This window comes from Stenotrophomonas sp. PE591, assembly GCF_018320795.1.
Taxonomy (GTDB): Bacteria; Pseudomonadota; Gammaproteobacteria; order Xanthomonadales; family Xanthomonadaceae; genus Stenotrophomonas; species Stenotrophomonas maltophilia.
Genome location: NZ_JAAOKO010000001.1, coordinates 193,885 through 216,310, shown reverse-complemented (window position 1 = coordinate 216,310; position 22,426 = coordinate 193,885). Strand labels below are relative to the sequence as shown.

Below are 22,426 nucleotides of genomic sequence, written 5' to 3'. Positions count from 1 at the left end.
AGTTCGACGCAATGCAGGTCATGCTATGGGTTGGGCACTTTCCATCGAATGACCCCTGAATTACATTCATGTAATGTTCGTGTCATGTTCGTGGAAGCTGGCAACCAGTAAATTGCTGATTGAAAGTGGATGAATGCGTACATCGTGAGCGGCTATTTTTCCGCGCCGTAGCGATTTCATGGGACATGCGATGAAACTGCTGGTCGTTGAAGACGAGAACAAGACGGCGGATTACGTCCGCCAAGGTCTCATGGAGGCGGGATTCGTCGTGGATCTGGCGCGCAACGGATTGGACGGACACCACCTGGCCATGGGCGAGACATACGATCTGGTGGTCTTGGATGTCATGCTGCCGGATGTCGATGGCTGGCGCATCGTGCGTGCCCTTCGAGATGCCGGTAAACAGGTCCCTGTGCTCTTTCTGACGGCGCGTGGCGGTGTAGACGACCGTGTCAAGGGATTGGAACTGGGAGCGGACGACTACCTCGTCAAGCCATTCGCGTTCTCTGAGTTGCTGGCGCGGGTGCGGACGCTGCTGCGACGCGGAAGCGCTCCGAGCCAGCCTGATCGCATCCAGGTTGCCGATTTGGTGCTGGACTTGGCGCGCCGGCGCGCAACGCGCGCTGGCCAACGCATCAATCTCACCAGCAAGGAGTTCGCGTTGCTTGAGCTCCTGGCCCGTCGCCAGGGGGAGGTCCTTCCACGGTCTCTGATCGCGTCGCAGGTATGGGACATGAATTTCGACAGCGACAGCAACGTCATCGATGTAGCCATCCGCCGTCTACGCGCGAAGATAGACGATGCGTTCAATCCGAAGCTCATCCACACCGTGCGTGGAATGGGATACACGCTCGATGCGCCCGATGATGCCCCTGCGCCATAAGCCGCGGCAAAGCCGTCCAGCGTCGCTTGCATTGAGGGTCACGGCCCTCGTTGGTATCGCCACGACCTTGGTGTTTCTTGTGTTCAATTGGGTCATTCTCCGGTCGTTGGAGCACCACTTTGCTCAACAGGATGCCCACGAACTGGAGGCAGTGACAACCGCTTTGGCTCAGCCCTTGCACCAGCTTGCAAGTGACATCGCAAGCGACGAACTGAAGCAACACTTGGCCAACGCAGTCGCAGGACATCATGGGATGACGTACGGCGTCTACGATGGGGCTGGCAATAGCATCTATGCCACGCCCGGTCCTGACCTGTCTAAACTTGCCAGTAGCAAAAAGTTGGTCAACCGCATCACCGCTGACGATTTGATCGTGTGGCAGGAGGATCAGAGGTCATATCGAGGTGTGGTGCTGCAACTGCCTGCTGACGATTCAGCGGCGCCCGGCTACCGCATCGTCGCTGCCATGGACATCGGCTTTCATCTCGACTTCCTGGCGGAGTTCAAGCGCATGCTCTGGTGGGCAACCGGCTTGGTCATGTGCCTGGCGCTCGGTGTGGCTTGGCTGGCGGTGCAGTGGGGCCACCTGCCGATTCGCAAGGTCAATGAAGAGATTCGGGCGATTCGCTCTTCAAAGCTGGATGTGAGGCTGGATCCTCGGGATGTGCCGATCGAACTGGCGGAACTGGTATTCGCCTTCAACGATATGTTGGCGAGAATCGAGGAAGGCTTCACCCGGCTATCACACTTTTCCGCAGACATCGCGCACGAGTTGCGCACGCCCGTCACCAACCTGGTCACGCAGACTCACGTGGCGCTTGGCCAGCCGCGCAGCAACGAGGAATACAGAGAAATCCTCTATTCAAATTTGGAAGAGTTTGATCGGATGGGACGCATGATTGGTGACATGCTGTTTCTTGCCCAAACGGAAAATGATCCCCGCAACTTGCGTCTGTCTACCATTGATCTGTCCGAATTGGTGCGGAGTCTGTTCGACTATTTCGAGGCGCTGGCAGAAGATAGCGGCATTACGCTTGGTGTTAAAGGGGCGATCGGCAGCATAGCGGCGGATCGGGAAATGCTCACCCGGGCGCTGAACAATCTTCTCTCGAATGCAATTCGACACACGCCTCGCGGCAAGAGCATCACGGTCTTGCTTTCGCAGGACGAGCAGTGGACAACGATCAGTGTGGTCAATCCCGGTGAGAGAATTCCTGAGCGCGATCTACCAAAGCTCTTCAACCGCTTCTACCGAGTTGATCCGGCACGGCAACGAAATACGGCGGGCGCCGGTCTTGGCCTTGCCATCGTGAAATCGATTGCGGAGGCACATGGTGGCTCCGTTGCCGTGACCTCCAGTGAGCTTGTCACCAGGTTTGACTTGGTATTGCCCCATCTGCGGCAGTAGTCCGAGGGCGCTGCGGTCCGTCCAGCCAACTGGCGTATCTCTTTGCCTGATTCTGGGATCTACCCGGCCGGCCACGTTGCTACGCGAGCGGGACATTTTTTCTCCGTGACTGCCACGTGCCCAGTCCTAGCGGCAGGCGCCGACATCATGCGCTTGTGTATCCCATCGCTACGTCCACACCGCGCGCGGGGGCCTTTGCTCGGTCGTGATCCGGTCACCGATCGTCGATAGCCTCAGCGGTCAGTGCCGAACGTCTGCCTGCTCGGCGCCTCGATCGCGCGCAGACCTGGCTGTGTGCGCTGAGCCCCTGAGGTGAGTTGGAAGTTGGTCTGCTGGTTCGTTGCGCGGGTATATGTACCCGTAGCTGGGTACAGAGAGTCTTATTGATCAAGATCAAGGTACTGCTATCAGGCGCCGGCTGCATATGAACGCAGCCAACCGCCAAAACTACCTATGCAGGTGTCCACTAAAACTTGACCACTGCACCCCGCCCGAAGGCTTCTCCGACTCGCCCGCTGACGCGGGCCAGGTCAACCCCACAACGACAGGCGAGAACGCCCCGCCATGCCTTGCAGCGCCGGTCTTGAGGCGTGGCGTGGAAGCTCCATAGCGATGCCGGGCGGGTTGTCCCTGAACCGCGTTGAGGACGGCACGCACCTGCACAACCTGCCGCAGCAAGCGCCAGCGTGTTCGCCAGCGTCCCGTCCATCGCGGCGGGGCGCTGGCCGGGCCGATCCGGCGCAGCCGGTTCGGCGGCATCGAGGGGCGCCAAGCATCGCGCGGCGGGGATAGCCCGCAGGGCTTTCCCCTGGAGGCAAGCGAAGCGCGCAGCGCCGCAGGCGCGAAGGCGTGAGCAACTGTCTTGAAAGTCAAGCCTCGCAAGCGCGCAGGCTCCATTCAATTGAAGCGTTTTGCCAATGATTCAATAAATGTTGTATTATCGAATCATGAACGAGACCCAAGCCATTTCCGCCCTCGGCGCCCTGGCCCATACCCAGCGGCTGCGCGTGTTCCGCGCCCTGGTGGTCGCCGGCCCCGAAGGGCTGACACCCAGCGTCCTCGCCGACCAGCTCGACGTGGCCCGCAACTCCCTGTCCTTCCACCTGAAAGAACTGGCCCATGCCGGCCTGGTCACCATCGAGCAGCAGGGCCGCAACCTGATCTACCGCGCCGACTTCACCCAGATGAATGGGCTGCTCGGCTATCTGACCGAGCACTGCTGCCAGGGCGGCGCGTGCGAGGTCACCGAATCCTCCTCTGCCTGTACTTCCTGCTGAAAGGATCACCCCCATGAAGCGCTTTCACGTCCACCTGCACGTCGATGACCTGAACCGCAGCATCGGCTTCTATTCCCAACTGTTCGCCGCGCAGCCCGCGCGCGTCGAAGGCGACTACGCCAAATGGATGCTCGAAGACCCGCCGGTCAACTTCGCCATCTCCACACGTGGCAACAAGCCGGGCATCGACCACCTGGGTATCCAGACCGACGATGCCGAGGAATTGGCGGTGCTGAAGGCCCGCGCCGAGGCGGCCGACATGACGCTGCTGGACGAGGGCACCACGACCTGCTGCTACGCGCGCAGCGAGAAGCACTGGATCACCGATCCGCAGGGCGTGGCCTGGGAGCACTTCCACACGCTGGGCAACATTCCGGTCTTTAACGAAGCGGCGCCTGCAGCGACTTCCGCCGCAGCGTGCTGTACCCCGGTGCGCGGCAAGCCGGTGGGCGTTGCGGTGAAGCCGGCTTCCTCCTGCTGCTGATGTGAGATACCCATGACCACCGACAAGACCTACAACGCCCTGTTCATCTGCACGGGTAACTCGGCCCGCTCCATCCTGGCCGAAGGCATCCTCAATGAATTGGGCCAGGGGCGCTTTCGCGCCTACTCGGCGGGCAGCCACCCCAAGGGCGAAGTCCACCCACTGGCGCTCGCCACGCTGGAGCGGCTGCACATGCCGACCGCCGGCTACCGCAGCAAGAACTGGGACGAGTTCGCGGCGCCCGGTGCGCCGGAGCTGGATTTCATCTTCACGGTCTGCGACAACGCCGCCGGCGAGGTCTGCCCCGTGTGGCCGGGGCGCCCGATGTCGGCGCATTGGGGTGTGCCTGATCCTGCAGCCGTTGAAGGCACCGACGAGCAGAAGCGCAAGGCGTTCACGGATGCGGCGCTGACGCTGCGCCGACGCATCGAATTGTTCCTGTCGCTGCCGATTCAGCGCCTGGATGCCATGTCGCTGCAGCACGAGCTGCGCAGCATTGGTACGAAGTGAGGTTGGCGCGATGAGTGTTGGAACCCAAACGGCCGGCCGCGTGCCGGCCGCCCCCACCATGAGCGTCTTCGAGCGCTACCTGAGCGTGTGGGTGCTGCTGTGCATCGTCGCCGGTATCGCGCTCGGCCAGTTCGCGCCGGGCGTGTTCCAGGCCATCGGCCGCACGGAAGTGGCTCAGGTCAACCTGCCCGTGGGCCTGCTGATCTGGGTGATGATCATTCCCATGCTGCTCAAGGTGGACTTCGGCGCTCTCGGCCAGGTCAAGCAGCACTGGCGCGGCATCGGCGTGACGCTGTTCATCAACTGGGCCGTCAAACCATTCTCGATGGCGTTGCTGGCGTGGATCTTCATCCGCCAGGTCTTCGCGCAGTGGCTCCCCGCCGACCAGCTCGACAGCTATGTCGCGGGCCTGATCTTGCTGGCCGCCGCACCTTGCACAGCCATGGTGTTCGTCTGGAGCCGGCTGACCGGGGGCGATCCTGTGTTCACGCTGTCGCAGGTCGCGCTGAACGACACCATCATGGTGTTCGCCTTCGCGCCCATCGTCGGCCTGCTGCTGGGCCTATCGTCCATCACGGTGCCGTGGGCCACGCTGCTGGTATCGGTCGGCCTGTACATCGTGATTCCCGTCATCCTGGCCCAGTTCTGGCGCCGCGCCCTGCTGAGCAAGGGCCAAGCCGCCTTCGACCGGGCGCTGGAGCGCATCGGGCCGCTGTCCATCGCGGCGCTGCTGCTCACGCTGGTGCTGCTGTTCGCCTTCCAGGGCGAGGCCATCATCCGCCAGCCACTGGTCATCGCCATGCTGGCCGTTCCGATCCTGATCCAGGTGTTCTTCAACTCCGGCCTGGCCTACTGGCTCAACCGCAAGGCGGGCGAGCAGCACAGCATCGCTTGTCCTTCGGCGCTGATCGGCGCCAGCAACTTCTTCGAGCTTGCCGTAGCCGCCGCCATCAGCCTGTTCGGCTTCCAGTCCGGCGCCGCGCTGGCCACCGTGGTCGGCGTGCTGATCGAGGTGCCAGTCATGCTACTGGTCGTTCGGATCGTCAACCAAAGCAAGGGCTGGTATGAGTGCGGCCCGAACCCTGCCCGCGGATAACCAAGACACGACTCATGAGCAACATCACCATTTACCACAACCCCACCTGCGGCACGTCGCGCAACGTGCTGGCTCTGATCCGCAACAGCGGCGAAGAGCCGAACGTTATCGAATACCTGAAGACACCGCCTGACCGCGAAACGCTGCAACGCCTGATCACGGACATGGGCGCGCCAATGCGCGCCGTGCTGCGTGAGAAGGGTACGCCCTATGCGGAATTGGGCCTCGATGACCCGAAGTGGGGTGACGAGCAGTTGATTGGCTTCATGCTCCAGCACCCCATCCTCATCAACCGGCCCATCGTGGTGACCCCGCTGGGCACGCGCCTGTGCCGGCCCTCAGAGGCCGTGCTGGACATCCTGCCGCAGCCGCAGCGCGGCGCGTTCCGCAAGGAAGACGGCGAAGCCGTGGTGGATGCGGAGGGTCGCAGGGTCTGAGACCTCCCGCACAAGCGGCAGGCAATCTGAAGTGAGGCTGGTATTATCGAATTTCGTTATCGATATTCGATATGAAAGAGAAACCTACTCCACGTGCCATGGAGCACCACGACCTGCTGTCGGGGCTGATCCGCCTGCATGTGCTGCACCACGCAGCCGAGCAGGAGATCTACGGGCAATGGATGATCGACGAGCTGGCCCACCACGGCTACCGCCTCTCCCCCGGAACGCTGTACCCGATGCTGCACAAGATGGAGCGCGACGGCTACCTCGTCTCCCGCCAGGAGCGTGAAGGGCGCACCGTGCGCAAGCTCTACACGATCACGCCCAAGGGCAAGGAAGGCTTGGCGCTGGCCAAGGACCGCATCCGGGAGTTCACCGGGGAGGCGATGCACAAATGACAGATTCCACCAACACCTTGCAGCATGAGGCCGCTGCCGCGCGCGGCTCACCCGTCGAAGTCTTCGGCGCCTTCCTCAAGCTGGGGCTGACCTCCTTCGGCGGGCCGATCGCGCATCTGGGCTATTTCCGCTCGGAGTTCGTCGAGCGTCGCCGCTGGCTGGATGACCGCAGCTACTCCGATCTGGTCGCCCTGTGCCAGTTCCTGCCGGGGCCGGCCAGCAGCCAGGTCGGTATGGCGCTGGGGTTGGGCCGCGCGGGCTGGCTGGGGCTGCTGGCGGCCTGGGCCGGATTCACCTTGCCATCGGCGATTGCGCTGATCCTGTTCGCCTTTGGCATCGCCGAGTACCAGGGGCTGGCCCAGTCCGGCTGGGTGCACGGGCTCAAGGTCGTCGCCGTGGCCATCGTGGCGCAAGCGGTCTGGGGGATGGCCAAGTCGTTGTGCCCGGACCGGCCGCGCGCCGCGCTGGCCATTCTGGCGGCGCTGCTGACCATGGTCCTGCCCTCGGCCGCGGGACAGCTTGCCGCCATCGCGGTGGCAGGGCTGCTGGGCTGGTGGACATTGAAGATCGCGCAACCCGGCGGCGGCCACGCCCACAGCTACCCCGTCTCGCGCAAGCTGGGCATCGTGGCGCTGCTGCTGTTTGCCGCACCGCTCGTCGGGCTGCCCCTGTGGGCGGCAGCCACGGACTCGTCCACGATAGCCCTGCTGGAAGGGGTGTACCGCTCCGGTGCACTGGTCTTCGGCGGTGGACACGTTGTGCTGCCGCTGCTGCAGGCCTCGGTGGTGCCCAGCGGCGTCGTGAGCAATGCCGACTTCCTGGCCGGCTACGGTGCGGCGCAGGCCGTGCCGGGGCCGCTGTTCACTTTCTCGGCCTACCTCGGCGCGGTCGCCCACGGACCGCTGCATGGCTGGATCGGCGGGCTGGCACTCCTGGGCACGATCTTCCTCCCCGCTTTTTTCATGCTGGTCGGTGCACTGCCGTTCTGGGAAGGGCTGCGCCACCGCGCGGGCATCCAGACGGCCATGGCCGGCATCAACGCCGGCGTGGTCGGTATTCTGGTGTCCGCCCTCTATGACCCGGTATGGACGAGTGCCATCCACAGCAAGGCGGATTTTGGGCTGGCGCTGCTCTCGTTCGGACTGCTGACGGTGGGGCGCGTGCCGCCGGCGCTCGTGGTGCTGTTAGCCGGGCTGGTGGGCTGGGTCATGGCGATGGGCGTCTGAATCTCATGTGGCACACCCTGACCATCCAGCTCCGACACGAAACCGCCGACGACATTGCCGCCATCGAAGCGGTCACGACCGCCGCCTTCGCTGATGCACCACACACCAGCCACACCGAGCAATTCATCGTGCGCGCCTTGCGTGCCGCCAACGAACTGACGCTTTCCATCGTGGCCGAAGAACATGGGCGCGTCGTCGGTCACGTCGCGCTGTCGCCAGTAACGATCACCCATGAGCACAGGCGAAAGACCGAGGGCTGGTATGGGTTGGGGCCGATCTCCGTCCTGCCGCCAAGGCAGGGGCGAGGCATCGGTTCGCGCCTGATGGAACAGGCGCTGTCTGAACTGCGGGCTATGCAGGCCGCAGGCTGCGTGCTGCTGGGAGATCCAACGTACTACACGCGCTTTGGCTTCCAGGCCCATGCGGGCTTGCAACTGCCGGGCGTGCCGCCCGGCTATTTCATGGCGCTGGCCCTGCATGGGACAGTGCCGGAAGGCATCGCGCACTACAGCGATGCCTTCAACGCCGCCGCCTGAGCCAGCGCGAAGGCGGCGGCGTTTTAATTCGGCTATTGGCCTTGAACACCGGGCGCGGCCACTGTCGCACCCGGATTTCGCGTCCACCGCGCCCAGGGCGGAACGGCCTGGGCGCGGTGCTGATCGCGGTTATTCCTTCGTCTCGATGCGCCACCACACAAAGCGAAGCGCCCCGGTCGAGGCCGGGGCGCTTGCCTTCGGCGCGGGTCAAGCGGCCAGTGCCTCGGCGGGTTCATCCGCCATTGCCTCGGTATCCTCCGGGGCGTCCTGCTCCGGGCCTTCTTCCTGCGCGGCCTCCTGCGGGCCTTCGGCCTTGAAGATGGCGGGCATCCAGCCGGTGCCATCGGCCAGCCGCTCGGCCTCGCTGGCAATGTCGGCCTTCTTGAGCTTCGCCAGCCGGGTGACGAATTCCGGTGCAAACGCGCCCACGGCATCCAGAATCACGGCCTTGGAAACGTGCTTGAAGTAGCCTTCTGCGGTCGGCTTCCACCATGCGGCCATGTCGAGGCCCACGGCCTGCGCCAGTTCTGCGCCGGGCTGGTGCGGCGTGGCACGGGGCGTCACCACGTCCACCGTGGAAGCCACGCACACGGCCAGCAGCCGCACCAGTTCGTCTTGCGACTTCGCCAGCAGCGCGGCGAACAGTTCGGCGCTGTCCTCCGGCAAGGCTTCCCCGGCTACCTGTTGCAGTTCGCGCAGCGCCACAGCGGCGGGCGACTCCGGCCAGTCCGGGGCCATGCCTTCCAGCCGGTCTTGCACTTTCAGGCTCACGCCCAGCGGCAGGTCGTGGCCGTGGTAGCTGTCCTGCAAAACCTTCTGCACCATGCCATGCACCAGCGCGGCCAGCGCGACGTGCGGATGCCGGGCCACTTCGATTTGCAGCGCCGCCGTGCGGTGGGCGCTCAACCGCTGCGCCAGCTGGTCGGACAGGCTCGCGGCCTTGGGCGGGTCGTCGGCGTCCTCGTGCTCCTCGTTGGCGGCTTCGCCTTCGGTGCTGCCGAAGCCGCGCCGCAGCTTTTCCAGCGTGCGCAGCGCCTTGGCCTCGGCTTCGCGCAGCAGGCCGCGATGAATAACAGCCTCGCCGTTGCGGTCGATGGTGACGATGGCACCGGCCACCTCGCGCACTTCGGGGGCGTAGCCTTGCAAGGCATTCTCCGCGTCTTGCAGTTCTCCGACCACCTGATCGCGCCGCTGTTCCAGCTTCTCGGCCTTGGCCTCGTCCTCGGCGTCGCAGGCTTCTTCCAGTTCGGCGTCGATCTTTTCGAGGCGGGTTTCCAGCGAGGCGATGCGGCGGGCCTCGCGGGTGGTCGGCTCGCGGCGGTGGCGCGGGGCGTTCTGGAACGCCTGCCGTTCCTCGTAGGCCAGATGCGGCACGGCCTCCACCCATGCCCAGCCCTCGGCGCGCACGTCCTCGGCCAGCGTTGCCAGCTTGTCGCGCACGAGCGTTTCCAGCACTGCGGTATCGGTGAGGTAGGTTCCGGCATCGCCTTCCGCGAACAGGTCGCGGCGGATGCCGCCGCCTGCCTGCCGGTAGGCGTCCAGCCCGACGAAGCGCACCAGCGCGTGCGCGGCGTCGATTTCGCGCTCGGTCAGGCGCTCGCGCAGCTTGGACGGGCTGCGCTGCCATTCCGGCGCACCATAGAACGTGGCTTCCTGCGCGGCGTGGTCGTCGGCGAAGGGACACAGCAAGACCGCCCCCTCACGCCACCCACGCACGCCGGTTTTCGGCAAGCGGAGCGCGCAGGCACGGATCAGCGAGCCGGGCCGGAGGCGCCAGCGATGGAAGCCCGACAGGGGCGAGACTCGCGCAGCGAGGCTCAATGCGCAGCACGACAGCGCGACGGCGGCACGCCGGGACGCCCGACTGCTTGGGACAGGACTACTCGTTGTCGGTCTTGCGCGGCTCGATGTGCAACTGTCCTTGACGTGCAGCCGGGCGTAGTTGCGAAGGTACAGCGTGTCGTACTGCTTATCGGGCGATGTCAGGTGCACCACCATCAGGAAGGCGGGGGACTGCTTTTGGACGGTGATGCCCTGGCGCACCACATCGCGGGCAGCCGGGCCTGAGCCTGGGCGACGCGGTTTTGTACCCGCACCGTCGCGTCATCGGCGTTGATGCCAGAACGGAAGGTGACCGTGGTCACCAGCACGCCGTCGGAGCCGGCGACAGACTTGATGTACATCATGCCTTCGACGCCGTTGATCTGCTCCTCCAGGGGTGTCGCCACGGTCTCGGCAATCACCTTGGGGTTGGCGCCCGGATACACGGCGCGCACCACGACCTTGGGATATTCGCTGATCGGCAGCGCCGGGATCGCGAGCAGGCCCGAGACGAAGATGACGATCGACAGCACAGCCGCGAAGATCGGCCTGTCCATGAAGAACTTGGAGAGGTCCATGGGCTAATACCTTGAAAGGAGTCCAGGGGGAAGCGCGCCGCGCCGCTCGTTGTGTGATACGTCCGATCGGTGGCGCGCTCCGGCGTGGTGCTTCATTTGGTGGCGGACGCGGGCGCCGCAGCAGCCACCATGGGCACCGCCGTGGCCTGCACAGGCATGCCCGGCAAGAACACCTTCTGCGCGCCGTTGACGATCACGCGGTCGCCCGCCGCCAGCCCCCCTCGCACGATGCGCAGCCAATGGGAACTGCCACCCAGTTTCACATCACGTCGCTGCGCCAGTCCATCCTTGTCTACGATGTAGACGTAGTTACGGTCGTGGTCGGTCAGCACCGCCTTGTCGTCGATCAACACGGCCGAGAATTCGCCGCTGCCGACCAGTCGCACGCGGGTATAGAGGCCCGGCGTGAAAACGCGATCCTTGTTGTCCAGCACCGCGCGCACGGCGATCGTGCCGCTGCCCCGGTCCACCTGGTTGTCGAGGAAGTCCACCGTGCCGGTGTGAGAGAAGTCCGCCTTGTCCGCCAGGGCGATCTGGACCGGCAGCTGGCCGCCTCGCTCGCTGGGGCGCTCTCCCTTGCGCGCCATGCGCGAGTAGCGCAGGAACGCCTTCTCATCGGCCTCAAAGTAGGTATAGACCCTGTCCTGGAACACGATGGTGGTTAGCACACTGGCTGCATCGCTGGCGGCCACCAGGTTGCCTGCGGTAAGGCGGGCACGGCTGGCGCGCCCGTTGATGGGCGAGCGCACTTGGGTCCTCTCCAGGTTCAACTGCGCCGTCTCCACCGCAGCCTGCGCGGCCTGCACCTCAGCCTGCGCGGACTCGTCAGCGGCGCGGCGCTGCTCCCAGGCCTCGGTGGAGACAGCCTGCTGCTCGACCAGCACCTTGGCACGTTGCGCCTCGCTTCTGCTGCGGCCGGCTTCGCTGCGCGCCCGGGTCAATTGCGCCTGGGCCCGGGCCAGTTCCGCGCGGTAGCTTCGGGCATCGATCATGAAGAGCACATCGCCCTTCTTGACCTCGTCTCCTTCGCGATAGGCGACCCGCTCGACGTAGCCAGACACCCGTGGGCGCAGCTCGACGCTCTCGATGGCTTCGATGCGTCCGTTGTATTCGTCCCATTACGTGATGGGCTTGATCTCGACCTGCGCGACGCTGACTTGCGGCGGCGGTGGATGGCCTCCGGCGCCAGCTCCGGCGTTCTCTTTACAACCTGCGAGCGCCATCGCGCTGAGGGAGATCAGTATCCAAAGCAGGCGCACGCCGCGAGGGTCGGAGCTGGAAGTCGTCATCTGAACAGGTTCCGTGGTCAGGTCGTAAAGCGAATGAAGCGAGCGCGATCGCGCTGCACGCTGTCCCCTGACGCTGCTTTCTTGGCAGCGCAAGACCATGAGCGACAGATGCGGCAGAGATCGAATCCCGTTGGTTGTCGGCTTCTCGTCTCGTCGCAGAACGCGCGCGCAAACCGACCTCGGCGGCATTACAAAGCCTCAAAACTTGAGGTCAAGCGATATCGACGTTCTGATTCGCGCCGTTGCGGATTGGTCCGCCGCGTCGCATTTTTGGACGGCTCTTGAGCCGCCGGTTACGCGAGAAGTGACAAGTAAGGATTGTTCGGTGGTGGCTCTGCGAACAGGAGCCGAACATCGTGCAATAGATAGCCATACAGGCGGCGGGACTTCCTGGGGCCTGTGACATCGCACGTCCAGATGTTCAGGCCCCTGGGCTTTTTGCGATGCAGTTGCAGGCGCTCGAAGCGCTTTTGTACCCATTGCCAATCCTGCTGGTTCTCCTGCTTGGCGAGAGTCCCGACCTGGGGGTGTTCTTGTGCGTAGCGTTGGAATACCCCGGGGCTGACCAGGTAGGCCGTGTCGCCCACCGTATGCACGAGCGCCTTCGCGTCGTTGATGACCAGCCGGCGGGTAGCGATACCTTGTTTCAGCCACGCCATGAAGTGCTCGCCCGATGGCTGCGCCGACGAGGACGTGGGCACCGGCGCTGATGACGGCACGGGCACCATCGAGGTTGGCGGTGGCGTTTGAGGGCCAGCGGCGGGTGCGTCGCCCGAGACGGCTTCCGCATCCTGTTGGGGAACAAGCAAATCGCCGATTCCTACCATCGCCAGCAGGTCCTCCATGACATCGGGTGCGGCTTGTGCGGCAGGCAAGTGAACCGGAGTCGCGGCGTCGACGCCCTCCCATGGAAGGGACTCTTGATCGTCGGTGGCTGGCTTTGCCGTCATTGCCGGCGAGGGCACCAAGGCATCGGCATTGTTGGGTGCCGGTGTCCCGTCGATTGCCACTGCCCCTGCGAAGGGCGCTGGCCGCTCTCCAGACTCCCAAATCAGCGCGGGAGCGAGACGCAGCAGGGTGAATGAGTGGGACCAGCCAGTCGTGCTGGTCACGGTCGCGCGCCAGACCGCCTTGCCGTCCGGCGTCGGTTGCAACATGCCGTGATCCTGCAGCACGTTGAAGACGGCGGTGTTGCTCGCGGGGATGCCGTCGACGCCTAGTGACAGCAGGTGCGCACGCAGCTTGTCCGAGACCGTCTTGCTTACCAGCCACAAGGCATCCTCGGTGATCCAGCCATCGGAGGCTTCCGGCTGGTTCAGCTTCAACTGTTCCTTGAGCAGGTAGCGCAGCCCGTCGAGCAACTTGCGCTGCAGCGCATGCTTGTGTGCAGCCATGGCGCGGGCCGGATCGCCGCCCAGTTCCTGGGCCACCGAAGCCCGGTCGGCCTGCACGACAAGTTCGCCCAGCACGCCGGCGCGCTCGTACTGGCCGGCCAGGACGTAGAGCAGCGGTCCCCACAGGTCGGGATAGCCACTGAGCCAGTCCAGGGCATCACGGTCGAGCAGTTGACGGTAGAGTAAACCTGTCGCGGCGCTGTGGAGCCGATATTCCCGATCGTCGCGGTAGCGGAAGCGGTATGGCTGGTGCAGCGGGCCGTGCCAGGGGTGCCACAGCGAGCCGTCGGACAGTTCGACGTGCAGATCGACGGCGATCTTGCCGATGTCGTGCAGCAGCGCGGCATAAGCGACTGCGGCAGTCCAGGCTTCAGACTGCGCCGCCTGGTCTTCGGGACTGCCGCCAATGGGCAGCAGATGGGACTGCCGCAGCTTGAGCGCATAGGCGACGATCTCCAACCCGTGATCCAGCATGCCGCCGGGGTAAGCGTGGTGATGGCTTTCCGATGCGGGGAATTGTTGGACCAACTCGGCGTAGTGCTCCAGCGGCGTGCGGTATAGGGTGGCGAACTGCCGCCGCGACAGCGACGTGCGCTGCCAGATGTGTTCCAGCAGCTTCTGCCGGCGCGGTGTTGCCAGCAGCGATGCGGCCGATTCGGGCCGCAGCAACCCTTTCGGGAGGTCGGTGGCGGGCGCTGGCGACGGGGCAGCGACCGGGGGCCGTTTTCGCTGGAACAGGGAGAGCATGCGGGTGTCCTCTGGGGGGCCGGCCGGGAGGCCTTTTCGCCTTTTCGAGGTAGGGCCTTTCCCCTTGCACCCCATTCCCTTGCCGTTTCGGCCCTTTGGCCTTTAACCGTTTCGGTATAGCCGGGCCTGGGTTGCGTCTCCAGCGTCAATGTGGAACCCGCACGAATGGATTGGACGGAGACCTGGCGCTGGCCCCTGCCTATGCTGCGGGGACGCTACCCCCGGCAGGTAGGCTCTCGCTCAGGCGACTAAGTTGACAAATGCGACAAGGGCGACTAGAGTGAATCCTGTCTCAAACCTGCTTGGGAGATGACCATGCCCACCGCCATTGAATTCATTGCCGATCGTCTGCCGCGCGTCACCGTGGAGGACGTGCGCCGTTTCGCGGATACCGTTGAAATCCGGGATGCGCCGGCTTTCGCGGCCGAGTTGCAGGCGTTCATTCACGAGCGCGTGGAGGCGGTAAAACTGCCAGCCAACCTCGAAGGCGAAACGGTGGAGCAGGCCCTGGCGCGCAAGGCGGCCGCGCTGCGCACCGAAACGCGCTGGACCCCGACTGAAACCGACGTCCAGCGAGGCCGCGCCGTGTTGCTGGAATCCTTCAACCAGCCGCACAACCTGCCGATCCCCGAGTACGCCAAGCTGGCGGACAAGTCGCGCCAGCAGATCTACAAGGACATCCTCGCGCGCCGGCTGCTGGCGCTGAATGTGGGGCCGCGCGGCCAGAAGCTGCCCGACTGGCAGCTCGACCCGGTGAAGCAGCAGTTGACCCAAACCGTGCTTCAAGAGGTCGAGGGCATCGACCACTGGACGATCTACCGCGCACTATCCGAACCGCTCGAAGGCTTGGGCGGACGCTCGCCGGTGGATGCGGTGACGCATGGCACAATCGATGACGTGGCCGAAGCGGTGTTCAACGTGCTGGGCGTCCAGGTGCATTGAGGCAAGACCGCCATGAGCCGCGAACTGCCCTTGTTCTTGATCGATGCGGGTGAACTGCTCCAGCATGTGAGCCGCGTCGTCTATCGGGGCAGCCCGCTGTACTATGGCCGCAGCGGCACCAATCGCTACGACGACCCGGCGCGGACCTACGGCGTGCTCTACCTGGGCCGCGACCTGTCCACGGCGCTGATGGAGTCGGTGTTTCACAAGCACCAGTGGCTGGCGGACGAGAAGCGCTCGATTGCGCTGAAGGAAGTCGAGAGCCGGCTCGTGCGGGCCGTGGGGGTCCTGGACGACGTGCGCTTGGCCGATCTCACGGCCGAGGGTGTCATGGCGGGTTACTTCGGCCTGAACCTGGAACAGTTGGCCAGCCGCGACTACACGCACACGCAGCAGGTGTCCGCCCAGGTGCATGCGATGCTCGGCGATGATGGCCAGCCGCTGTTCGACGGGGTGCTCTATCCGTCGCGCAACAACTATCCCGCCAAGAGCATCGCCCTGTTCGAGCGTGCGGCAGCAAGAGTCGGCGTTGTCGATGACATCGACCTGGTGGACCATGTGGACTGGCCGCGCTTCGTTGCCACGTATCGCGTCGGCGTGGAGCCTGATCCCGGGCCGGTGGAACCGGATGACGAAGCGTCCTGAAGCGGCAAGAGAGCACATTGAAGCCCCAAACAGAATGAAATGGACCAAACTGGAATAGGCATCCCTCTGTAGCAGGAGACGACCATGAACACCACGACCCGCATCAGCACCGCAGAACGCCTCGGCCGCACCTTTGGCCGCGGATGGCGCGCCTACGCGCGCGGCGAACGTCGGGCGTCGAACTGGTTGGTGTCCAAGGGGGTGCCGGCGGCCGTTGCCACCGCGCTCGTGTGGGTGGTCAAGCTGTCTGTGGTGGGATTGCTGCTCTACGTTGCTTTTTGGTTCGCACTCGTGTTGTTGGGCGTCGTGGCGGCGGCGTGGGCTGCTGCTGCCAATACCTCTGACGAGGACGAGTGGCCTTTCACCGATCTCACAGAACTGCGCAAGACACCGGGCTACGATCCCAATCTGTACAACGATACGTCGCACGAGTTGTACACCGACGACTGACGGACTCCGGGCTACTTCAGCTTGCCTCCCGTGAGTGCCCCAGCCCCCTTGCCCCCGGCTTGGCCGGCGCTCTTGCTGCCGTCCGACAACCCCTGAATGGCATGTCCCGCCCGAATTCCAACCCAGGTCAGGCTTGCCAGCCAGAATCCTGGCAGCACCAGGAACATCGTGCCCGCGACGAACATCAAGAGCATGTCGCCGAACGCATTGTTCAGCCCCACCAGCGGGTCGAAGTTCGTGTGTGGCCGGTTCCAGCCAAAGCCCCAGCCATAGAGCGCATCGAGGATAGTGCTGTCGATCCAGCGAGCGAGCTGGAACCAGAAATCCACGAAGAACAGCGCGAATTGCACGACGCTGACCGTGACGACCGTCTTCAGGTCATAGGTGCCCACGACCAGCACGAGCGGGATGCAGATGACCAGCGCCATCTTGAGCAAGGCGAGGACCATGGGTAGAGACTGTCTCACGACGTCCATGGCGGGAAACGCGGCAATCGCGCCGACGGCCATCCCAACGTCTCCCGTGGCCCGTGTCACGATGTTCGGCAAGGTCTTGTCGATCTGGCCTCCGTAGTCCGTATAGACGCTGCCCTGGTTCAACTTCTGCTGCCGCGGTGACGCGATGGCTCGGATCACCGAGTCGTCCACCTCGGCCCGGCTCAGGAACCCGGCCCAGCCCGCCAGGCGACTCAACAGGCTCGGGTCCACCTGACCCAGCAGGCGTGCCCGCAGGCCGTTACTTCCATCGCTCCACCACTGGCGGCAGGTCGGGTAGCCGCCACCGCTGGCCACCTGCGCAAGCCCTGCGTCGCGGGTGCTGTCATAGGGCCAGTCCTCGCGTGGGGTGCTGGAACGGTATGTGTCGTAGTAGCCGTTCGTGTCGGTGAAGAACCGCGATCCGATCCAGGTCACGTCGTGCATCTGCTGCTCATCGAGCTGAGGGCGCTGCATGAACAATTTGGCCCGTGCAGGCCCATAGCAATCCCGCGAGAAATCCGCTACTTCCTGAGCCAGCACCGGGTCATCGATGCGCGTAGCGTCGATCTCCATGCGCATCTGCCGCAGGTCCGTGCCGCACGGGATCGCTGCCACCGAAGCGCCCGTGACGGCGCGCGAGAGCGCGTGCATGAACGCCCACCACACCGGCACCTTCGCCGACTGGTTGTTGATGGTGCTGAAGGACTGCGACCAGCCGGTATCCCCGGGCTGCGCCACGCTGACCTGGCACTGGGCCGAGCGCGAGCTGTCGTACTGGATGGTGTTCAGGTCCACGTCGATGAACGGAATGCCGGCGAACATCACCACCACGATGGCGACGAAGACCCGGTTCTCGATGCGGGCGGCGCTCAGCACGCCTTTGTTGCCCTCGTCGGCGCCTTCCGCACGGGCCTTCAACCACTCCTGCACGATGATGGCGACGAAAGGCAGCGCGAATACCCCGCTGGATACGAGGACCGCCCAGATGCCGTTGTTGACGATCCAGGACACGAGGGTTAGGTAGTACTCCAGGTAGTCGGTCGTGAAAAGCGTCATGGCCTCGATCCCCTCAAGCGGCCTGCATCAACAGGCTGGCTTCCAGCGCCACGATGGCAACAATGCCGGCGACCTCAGCGCGAATCAGCCGGCGTCGGGCCAGCGTGCTGTCCTCGCGCGCCAGCAGCCGCCGCCGCATCCAGACCCAGCCGCAGGCCGTCGCCCCGTACAGGAACAACCGCCACACGAAGAAGTAGCCCGATGCGGCCGCGAGCCACCGCTCCCAGCCGGCCACGCTGCCAACGAGATAGATGCCGGCGATGTTGGCGCCCACCGCAGCGGCGACGATCACGGCCGCCCACAGCAGTGCTTTCGCCGCACGCCGGCTGATGAGCCAGCGCAAGGGGCGCCAGGCCATGCGCTCCGCGCTCATGGCCGGCCTCCCGGATTGCCCTTCTGCAACTGGTCGAGGCGGTCGGGCACCGGATCGCCCTCATAGATGCCGCGCGAGCCTGCCGCGCGCGTGCCATGGCGCTGGATGATGGCCATCGGCGAGTTGTTCGCCAGCTCGCGCCGCAGTTCAAGTTCGGTCTTGAGGTTGCGGATCTCCCGGTCGAGCGTGTCGCTCTCGTGGTTCACGGCCTCGACTGCCAACTCGTTGGCTGCCACGTTGGGCTCTTTCTTGCCGGTGAGCAGCGTGCGCTGGAGCAGCAGTGCCTTCTCCAGCACCGACGAAAGCGCCACCTCGGACGCGAGGCGCCGCGCCAGCAGGTCCTGGTCCGGCTCGTCGCGCAGCGCCTCGATGACGCCGCGCGTGATCGGCAGCGACGTGCTGCCGGCCTCGCGCAAGTTCTCGAAGGTGGTGTTGCGCACGCCGGAAACCAGTTCCTGCAAGACTTCCAGCTTGGCTTCGTACTCCTCCTGGATCAGCGGCGTCAGCCCGACGCCGGGCACCGTCTCGGTCTTGGTGCAGGAATCGCACGTGCGCTGCACCTGTTCCCCGAGGACCCGGGTGGCCCATTCGGTCGCCTGCTGCGGCGACGTCCAGGTCTGGCAGGACAGGCTCGCGCAACTGGTGGACGCGATGGAGGATGTGTCCGTCACGCCGCGCCCGTTGACCAGGTTGTAGCCCGCGCGGGTGACGTCGCCGACCACGCGGATGGCGGACTGGCCTGCGCCACCGGCATTGCTGCCGCCCACCCAGGGAAGGCCGTCGTTGCCGCGGCGCGTCTCGGCCTGCTCGACGGCCGACACGGCATCGTTGCTGCCAACCGCGTCACGCAAGGCCATGCCTTCGGCCATCTGGCTCCAGCCAAGCTGGCCACCCGCAGTCTCGGCCATCTTCTCCGCCATGGCGCGGCACGTCAGCTTGGAGCGGTCGAAGTCCAGCCGCGCCTGCAGCACGCCGTTGGTCAGCAGGTTGTACAGGCCCGGATCGGCGCGCTGAATGATCAGCGCCGGCAGCGATGCAACCGCGCTGGTCGCGCTCTGGATCACGTTGCTCATGATCTGCTGAAAGCCGTTCGTGATGCCGTTGAGCTGATTGCGCAGCGTGGTCTGGATGCTCATGTCGCCGCAGATCAGGTTGCTGTTCCACCCCACGCCGACCCCGATGGAGCGCATGCCGGCCGCGCGGCCCATGGACACCGCACTGCCACCGCCGATCGAGTACATGACGTCATCGCCGAGGACGGGGCCGCTGTTCTGGTATCCGACCTGCGCCCACGCCAGGCCGCAGACCAGAGCGAGCGGGCCGGCCAGCGCCTTCGGGCGCAGCAGGCGGCACGCCTTGGCGGAAAGGTTCATCGATTCAGGACGCTTCATCGTGGCACCTCAGAGGAAATCGACGCTGCCCAGGAACACCTGCCCGCGGCGTTCGCAGCACGCATAGGGACGCCACAGCGCCCAGGCGTAGTCGCCTTGTTGGGCCTGGGTCAGCGTGCCGCTGTGCGGGAACACCACGCAGGTGTTGGACAGGCGCGGCGTCAGCTCCTGCCACTTGCCCGTAGAGGCATCACCCTCCATCAGCGCGCCGGCCGGCCAGTAGCCGTCGCGGGCGTTGGCAAGCAGCGGCTGGTACACGTGGATCTGCCCGCGGCGCGTGACGACATCACCGGCGCGCTGGGCCACGACGGCCCCGGATTTGTAGTCATCGGTCTGATGCAGGAAGCCGCCGCGCGGATAGACATTGCCCCAGAGGTTCATCGTGGTGCGCGCACCGACCTCGCGCATGCCCGGAATCAACGCCTCCGGGTAGGCCATTTCAGGCACGTTGTAGCGCCAAGCCAGCGTGTCCAGGGTGCTGAGTAGATACGGCATGAAGGCCGTGCCCGCGCCTTGGCAGAAATAGCCCGACGACGATGCGAACTGGTTGAATACCTCGCCGCCAGGATGGCCGATGACATCGCTGTTCTTGAATTTGGCGAGGTTGTTGTCGTGGTCTTCGTTCGTGGTCCCATCCCCACCTGCCTGTGCGGATGGGTTGGGCGTGCTCATCGCCTGCACCTCGACCCAGGGGTTCTCTCCGGTGTTGCTGTAGCTGGAGACGACCGCATCGGGCACGTAGTGCCGGACCTTGGTGGATGTGCGCACCGTGCAGCCCGTCCAGGTGCAGTAGAGCCAGTAGCAGATGCCCACCACCCGGTACTCCAGGCAGTCCGGCGACATGACGGAGGACACGATGGTGGCGGTGTTCAAGGCGTAGCTGCCCGTGGCGCTGATCAGCAGCAGCGAGGCCACGGCGACGCGCAGGCGGCGCAGCAGGTCGAATGGGCGATGGGTCACGGCTGCGTCCTCCGGTGTTGCTCGATGCGCGCGACGGCCCGGGCCACGTCCGGCTCGCCATAGACCACAAAGCGTTGATCCACCACGACGGCCGGGATGGTCGTGACACCCAAACTCCATGCGTCGGTGACGCCCTGGTAGGCGGTGCCGATGCGGCGCTGAAGATCGGTGCCGCCTTGCTTCAGGCGTTGCCGGACGATGGCTGCTGCCCGCTCAGGGTCGGCTGGAAGATTCGCGGAAAGCTCGGCCTCGATCCGGGGCGTTTCGCCCAACTCGATCAGTCGCTCGCCGCCCATGGTCTTGACCGGGTGGCGGCTGTCGGTGACGACCACCACGTCGGCGGCGAAGGTGGCCGGGCTGAACACCGCCAGAGACGTCGGCAGCGCCACGGCCAGGCCAAGGGTTCGCCAGCCTGGTGCGAACCGGGTAAAAGCTGCTGGCATGTCATGTGCCCCGGAAGTTGATCAGGGCCATAGTCAAACGCCGAACCCCAGGCGGCCCCAACAAACAATGCGCATCGCGGCCACCCCGCATACCTGCTTGCGTCGCCGCAAAGAAAAAAGCGGAGGCCGAAGCCTCCGCGCTGATCAACGAAGCAGTGCAACCCTTACAGCAGGCCGGACTCCGCAAAGGAGAACGGGGCACCCTGGCCGACGATGATGTGGTCCAGTACCCGCACATCGATGAGCGCCAGCGCGGCCTGCAGTTGCTGGGTCAGCATGCGATCCGCGCTCGACGGCTCGGAAATGCCCGAGGGGTGCTGGTGCGCGAAGACCACCGCGGCGGCCTTCAACTCCAGCACACGCTGCACGACGACACGCGGATAGACCGAAGTCGAGTTGATCGTGCCCCTGAACAACGGCTCGTAGGCCAGCACCTGGTGCATGCTGTCCAGGAACACCGCGGCGAATATCTCATTGGGCTCGGCGACCAGCTTCACGCGCAGGTAGTCGCGCACGGCCGTGGGGTCGAGGAGTTTCGCACCCGCTTTGAAAACCCGCTTCTCCAGCAGTGCAATGGCTTGCTGGATGATCCAGTCCTCGTGTTGGGCAGCGATGGCGGAAAGCGACTCCAGGCAGGAGTCATTGACGACGAAAGACATGGCGAACCTCCAGACGGTGAGATCGGAGGGCGCGCGCCCTGGGAGGGCAAGCCCTCCTGGGGAACGAACAAGGTGCATCCATCACCGCGGCAGCGGTGATCGTTCGCGGCCAGGATGCGAGGCGAACGGGTTTCGGTCAGCGCAGTGGACTGCGCCGTAGCCTTGAAGACCGGGGCTACCTGGGCATGTCGCCGACGACGTCGGCAGGCATTTCCGATGTAGTAGGTGTGGCGGCGGGATCGCCGGCCGCGAGCATGTCCATGGCCGACAGCAAGGCATCGCCCTCGATCGGACCCTGCAGTAGGATCGCCTTGCCGGTTTCGCGATCGTGCAGCCGCAGCGACGGCGTGGCGGTCACGCCGCTGCTCGTGGCTTCCGCCGTCTGGGTGCGGATCGGCGCCTCGGGCCGTTCGCTCGCCAGACACTGCTCGATGGCTGGCGTAAGGTCGGGGTACCGCAGGTCCTCGGGCAAGCCCTGGCCGTCGCTGCGCGTGTGGGCATAGACCCACTCGACAGCCTGCCAGAAGGCGGCATGGCCGCCAGATTCGCCGGCGCACTCCGCCAGGCTCGCTTCGGCAGACGCGGCCGGCTCATGCGCGGCCAACGGGAGGTGGTGCCATTGCAAGGCCACGTCCGCGTTGCCGGCCACCCAACGCTTGAGCACTGGGAAATAGGATCGGCAGAACGGGCATTCGAGGTCCGCGTAGAGCGTCAGCGTGAAACGCCCTTCCGGATTTCCCATCTGCCACGGAGGCCCGGCCACCTGCGTCACGCTGACCGGCGTTGAAGTCTGGGGAGTGGACTTGCCAGAATAGCGGGACACGAGCCAGATCAGCAGCAGCGCTACCAGCACGGCGGCCAACACCCAGGGCCAGCTGAGCCTCCAGCGCCGACGGCGGAACGCCTGTACCTGCATCGGAATGGATGGGCGTTTCTGTTCCATG

General features: G+C 65.0%; 21 protein-coding genes and 3 pseudogenes. 13 read left to right on the top strand and 11 right to left on the bottom strand.

The features are described 5' to 3' along the window. Positions 1 to 190: 190 nt before the first annotated feature. The 10 genes from JLDANKMP_RS01185 (at position 191) to JLDANKMP_RS01140 (ending at position 8,258) form a co-directional block, all read left to right on the top strand. Positions 191 to 883, top strand: coding sequence for a heavy metal response regulator transcription factor (locus tag JLDANKMP_RS01185; protein ID WP_003097513.1), 693 nt, complete (start codon positions 191 to 193; stop codon positions 881 to 883). Next, positions 855 to 2,291: a Cu(+)/Ag(+) sensor histidine kinase gene (locus JLDANKMP_RS01180; RefSeq protein WP_003097498.1), complete on the top strand. Its 1,437-nt coding sequence runs from the start codon at positions 855 to 857 to the stop codon at positions 2,289 to 2,291. The genes JLDANKMP_RS01185 and JLDANKMP_RS01180 overlap by 29 nt, the downstream gene beginning before the upstream one ends. A gap of 947 nt (positions 2,292 to 3,238) precedes the next feature. Next, on the top strand, positions 3,239 to 3,568 hold the full coding sequence (locus JLDANKMP_RS01175; protein ID WP_003116799.1) for a helix-turn-helix domain-containing protein: 330 nt from the start codon (positions 3,239 to 3,241) through the stop codon (positions 3,566 to 3,568). A gap of 13 nt (positions 3,569 to 3,581) precedes the next feature. Continuing rightward, on the top strand, positions 3,582 to 4,052 hold the full coding sequence (locus JLDANKMP_RS01170) for an ArsI/CadI family heavy metal resistance metalloenzyme (RefSeq protein WP_003107243.1): 471 nt from the start codon (positions 3,582 to 3,584) through the stop codon (positions 4,050 to 4,052). Between the two features lie 12 nt (positions 4,053 to 4,064). Continuing rightward, positions 4,065 to 4,562: an arsenate reductase ArsC gene (locus tag JLDANKMP_RS01165; RefSeq protein ID WP_003107241.1), complete on the top strand. Its 498-nt coding sequence runs from the start codon at positions 4,065 to 4,067 to the stop codon at positions 4,560 to 4,562. A gap of 10 nt (positions 4,563 to 4,572) precedes the next feature. After that, a complete protein-coding gene (gene arsB, locus JLDANKMP_RS01160; protein WP_003109696.1) occupies positions 4,573 to 5,658 on the top strand; it encodes an ACR3 family arsenite efflux transporter in 1,086 nt (361 codons plus the stop codon). Between the two features lie 14 nt (positions 5,659 to 5,672). Further along, entirely contained in the window at positions 5,673 to 6,095 is a 423-nt protein-coding gene (gene arsC / locus JLDANKMP_RS01155) for an arsenate reductase (glutaredoxin) (RefSeq protein ID WP_003107236.1), read from the top strand. A 98-nt stretch (positions 6,096 to 6,193) separates the two neighbouring features. Next, the gene (locus JLDANKMP_RS01150) at positions 6,194 to 6,496 is read left to right on the top strand and encodes a PadR family transcriptional regulator (RefSeq protein ID WP_003107234.1); all 303 of its coding nucleotides are present in this window, start codon (positions 6,194 to 6,196) and stop codon (positions 6,494 to 6,496) included. Further along, on the top strand, positions 6,493 to 7,722 hold the full coding sequence (gene chrA / locus JLDANKMP_RS01145; protein WP_003107233.1) for a chromate efflux transporter: 1,230 nt from the start codon (positions 6,493 to 6,495) through the stop codon (positions 7,720 to 7,722). The genes JLDANKMP_RS01150 and chrA overlap by 4 nt, the downstream gene beginning before the upstream one ends. A gap of 5 nt (positions 7,723 to 7,727) precedes the next feature. Then, positions 7,728 to 8,258, top strand: a complete 531-nt coding sequence (locus tag JLDANKMP_RS01140; protein ID WP_003107230.1) for an N-acetyltransferase — start codon at positions 7,728 to 7,730, stop codon at positions 8,256 to 8,258. Between the two features lie 207 nt (positions 8,259 to 8,465). On the opposite strand, the pseudogene JLDANKMP_RS01135 reads toward JLDANKMP_RS01140, so the two are convergent. The 4 genes and pseudogenes from JLDANKMP_RS01135 to mobH form a co-directional block, all read right to left on the bottom strand. Further along, positions 8,466 to 9,929 (bottom strand): annotated as a pseudogene (locus tag JLDANKMP_RS01135) (chromosome partitioning protein ParB); the annotation flags it as partial. A gap of 282 nt (positions 9,930 to 10,211) precedes the next feature. Then, positions 10,212 to 10,657: pseudogene (locus tag JLDANKMP_RS01130) on the bottom strand (efflux RND transporter permease subunit); the annotation flags it as partial. A 92-nt stretch (positions 10,658 to 10,749) separates the two neighbouring features. Beyond that, a pseudogene (locus JLDANKMP_RS01125) lies at positions 10,750 to 11,946 on the bottom strand (efflux RND transporter periplasmic adaptor subunit). A gap of 293 nt (positions 11,947 to 12,239) precedes the next feature. Continuing rightward, positions 12,240 to 14,087, bottom strand: a complete 1,848-nt coding sequence (mobH, locus tag JLDANKMP_RS01120) for a MobH family relaxase (protein ID WP_003109768.1) — start codon at positions 14,085 to 14,087, stop codon at positions 12,240 to 12,242. Between the two features lie 315 nt (positions 14,088 to 14,402). Here mobH and JLDANKMP_RS01115 point away from each other — a divergent pair, with 315 nt between their 5' ends. The 3 genes from JLDANKMP_RS01115 (at position 14,403) to JLDANKMP_RS01105 (ending at position 16,124) form a co-directional block, all read left to right on the top strand. Further along, positions 14,403 to 15,029 (top strand): hypothetical protein, encoded by a 627-nt coding sequence (locus JLDANKMP_RS01115; RefSeq protein WP_003109769.1) that lies wholly within the window; start codon positions 14,403 to 14,405, stop codon positions 15,027 to 15,029. A 12-nt stretch (positions 15,030 to 15,041) separates the two neighbouring features. Beyond that, positions 15,042 to 15,674 carry an RES family NAD+ phosphorylase gene (locus tag JLDANKMP_RS01110; RefSeq protein ID WP_003090219.1) on the top strand — a complete coding sequence of 211 codons (633 nt, stop codon included), beginning with the start codon at positions 15,042 to 15,044 and terminating at the stop codon, positions 15,672 to 15,674. Positions 15,675 to 15,758: 84 nt separating this feature from the next. Next, complete coding sequence (locus JLDANKMP_RS01105) at positions 15,759 to 16,124, top strand: DUF3742 family protein (protein ID WP_003090216.1); 366 nt, start codon at positions 15,759 to 15,761, stop codon at positions 16,122 to 16,124. 11 nt (positions 16,125 to 16,135) lie between these two features. On the opposite strand, the gene JLDANKMP_RS01100 is transcribed toward JLDANKMP_RS01105, so the two are convergent. The 7 genes from JLDANKMP_RS01100 to JLDANKMP_RS01070 form a co-directional block, all read right to left on the bottom strand. Then, entirely contained in the window at positions 16,136 to 17,656 is a 1,521-nt protein-coding gene (locus JLDANKMP_RS01100) for a conjugal transfer protein TraG N-terminal domain-containing protein (RefSeq protein WP_003090214.1), read from the bottom strand. Positions 17,657 to 17,669: 13 nt separating this feature from the next. After that, positions 17,670 to 18,029: a hypothetical protein gene (locus tag JLDANKMP_RS01095; protein WP_003090212.1), complete on the bottom strand. Its 360-nt coding sequence runs from the start codon at positions 18,027 to 18,029 to the stop codon at positions 17,670 to 17,672. After that, positions 18,026 to 19,420 carry an integrating conjugative element protein gene (locus JLDANKMP_RS01090; protein ID WP_003109770.1) on the bottom strand — a complete coding sequence of 465 codons (1,395 nt, stop codon included), beginning with the start codon at positions 19,418 to 19,420 and terminating at the stop codon, positions 18,026 to 18,028. The genes JLDANKMP_RS01095 and JLDANKMP_RS01090 overlap by 4 nt, the downstream gene beginning before the upstream one ends. Before the next feature lie 9 nt (positions 19,421 to 19,429). Next, on the bottom strand, positions 19,430 to 20,380 hold the full coding sequence (locus JLDANKMP_RS01085; protein ID WP_003109771.1) for a TIGR03756 family integrating conjugative element protein: 951 nt from the start codon (positions 20,378 to 20,380) through the stop codon (positions 19,430 to 19,432). Then, positions 20,377 to 20,823 carry a TIGR03757 family integrating conjugative element protein gene (locus JLDANKMP_RS01080; RefSeq protein WP_003109772.1) on the bottom strand — a complete coding sequence of 149 codons (447 nt, stop codon included), beginning with the start codon at positions 20,821 to 20,823 and terminating at the stop codon, positions 20,377 to 20,379. Before JLDANKMP_RS01080 ends, JLDANKMP_RS01085 begins: the two co-directional genes overlap by 4 nt. Positions 20,824 to 20,987: 164 nt before the next feature. Further along, entirely contained in the window at positions 20,988 to 21,482 is a 495-nt protein-coding gene (locus JLDANKMP_RS01075; protein ID WP_003090203.1) for a JAB domain-containing protein, read from the bottom strand. A gap of 175 nt (positions 21,483 to 21,657) precedes the next feature. After that, positions 21,658 to 22,425, bottom strand: a complete 768-nt coding sequence (locus JLDANKMP_RS01070; protein WP_003090202.1) for a thioredoxin domain-containing protein — start codon at positions 22,423 to 22,425, stop codon at positions 21,658 to 21,660. Position 22,426: the final 1 nt, after the last annotated feature.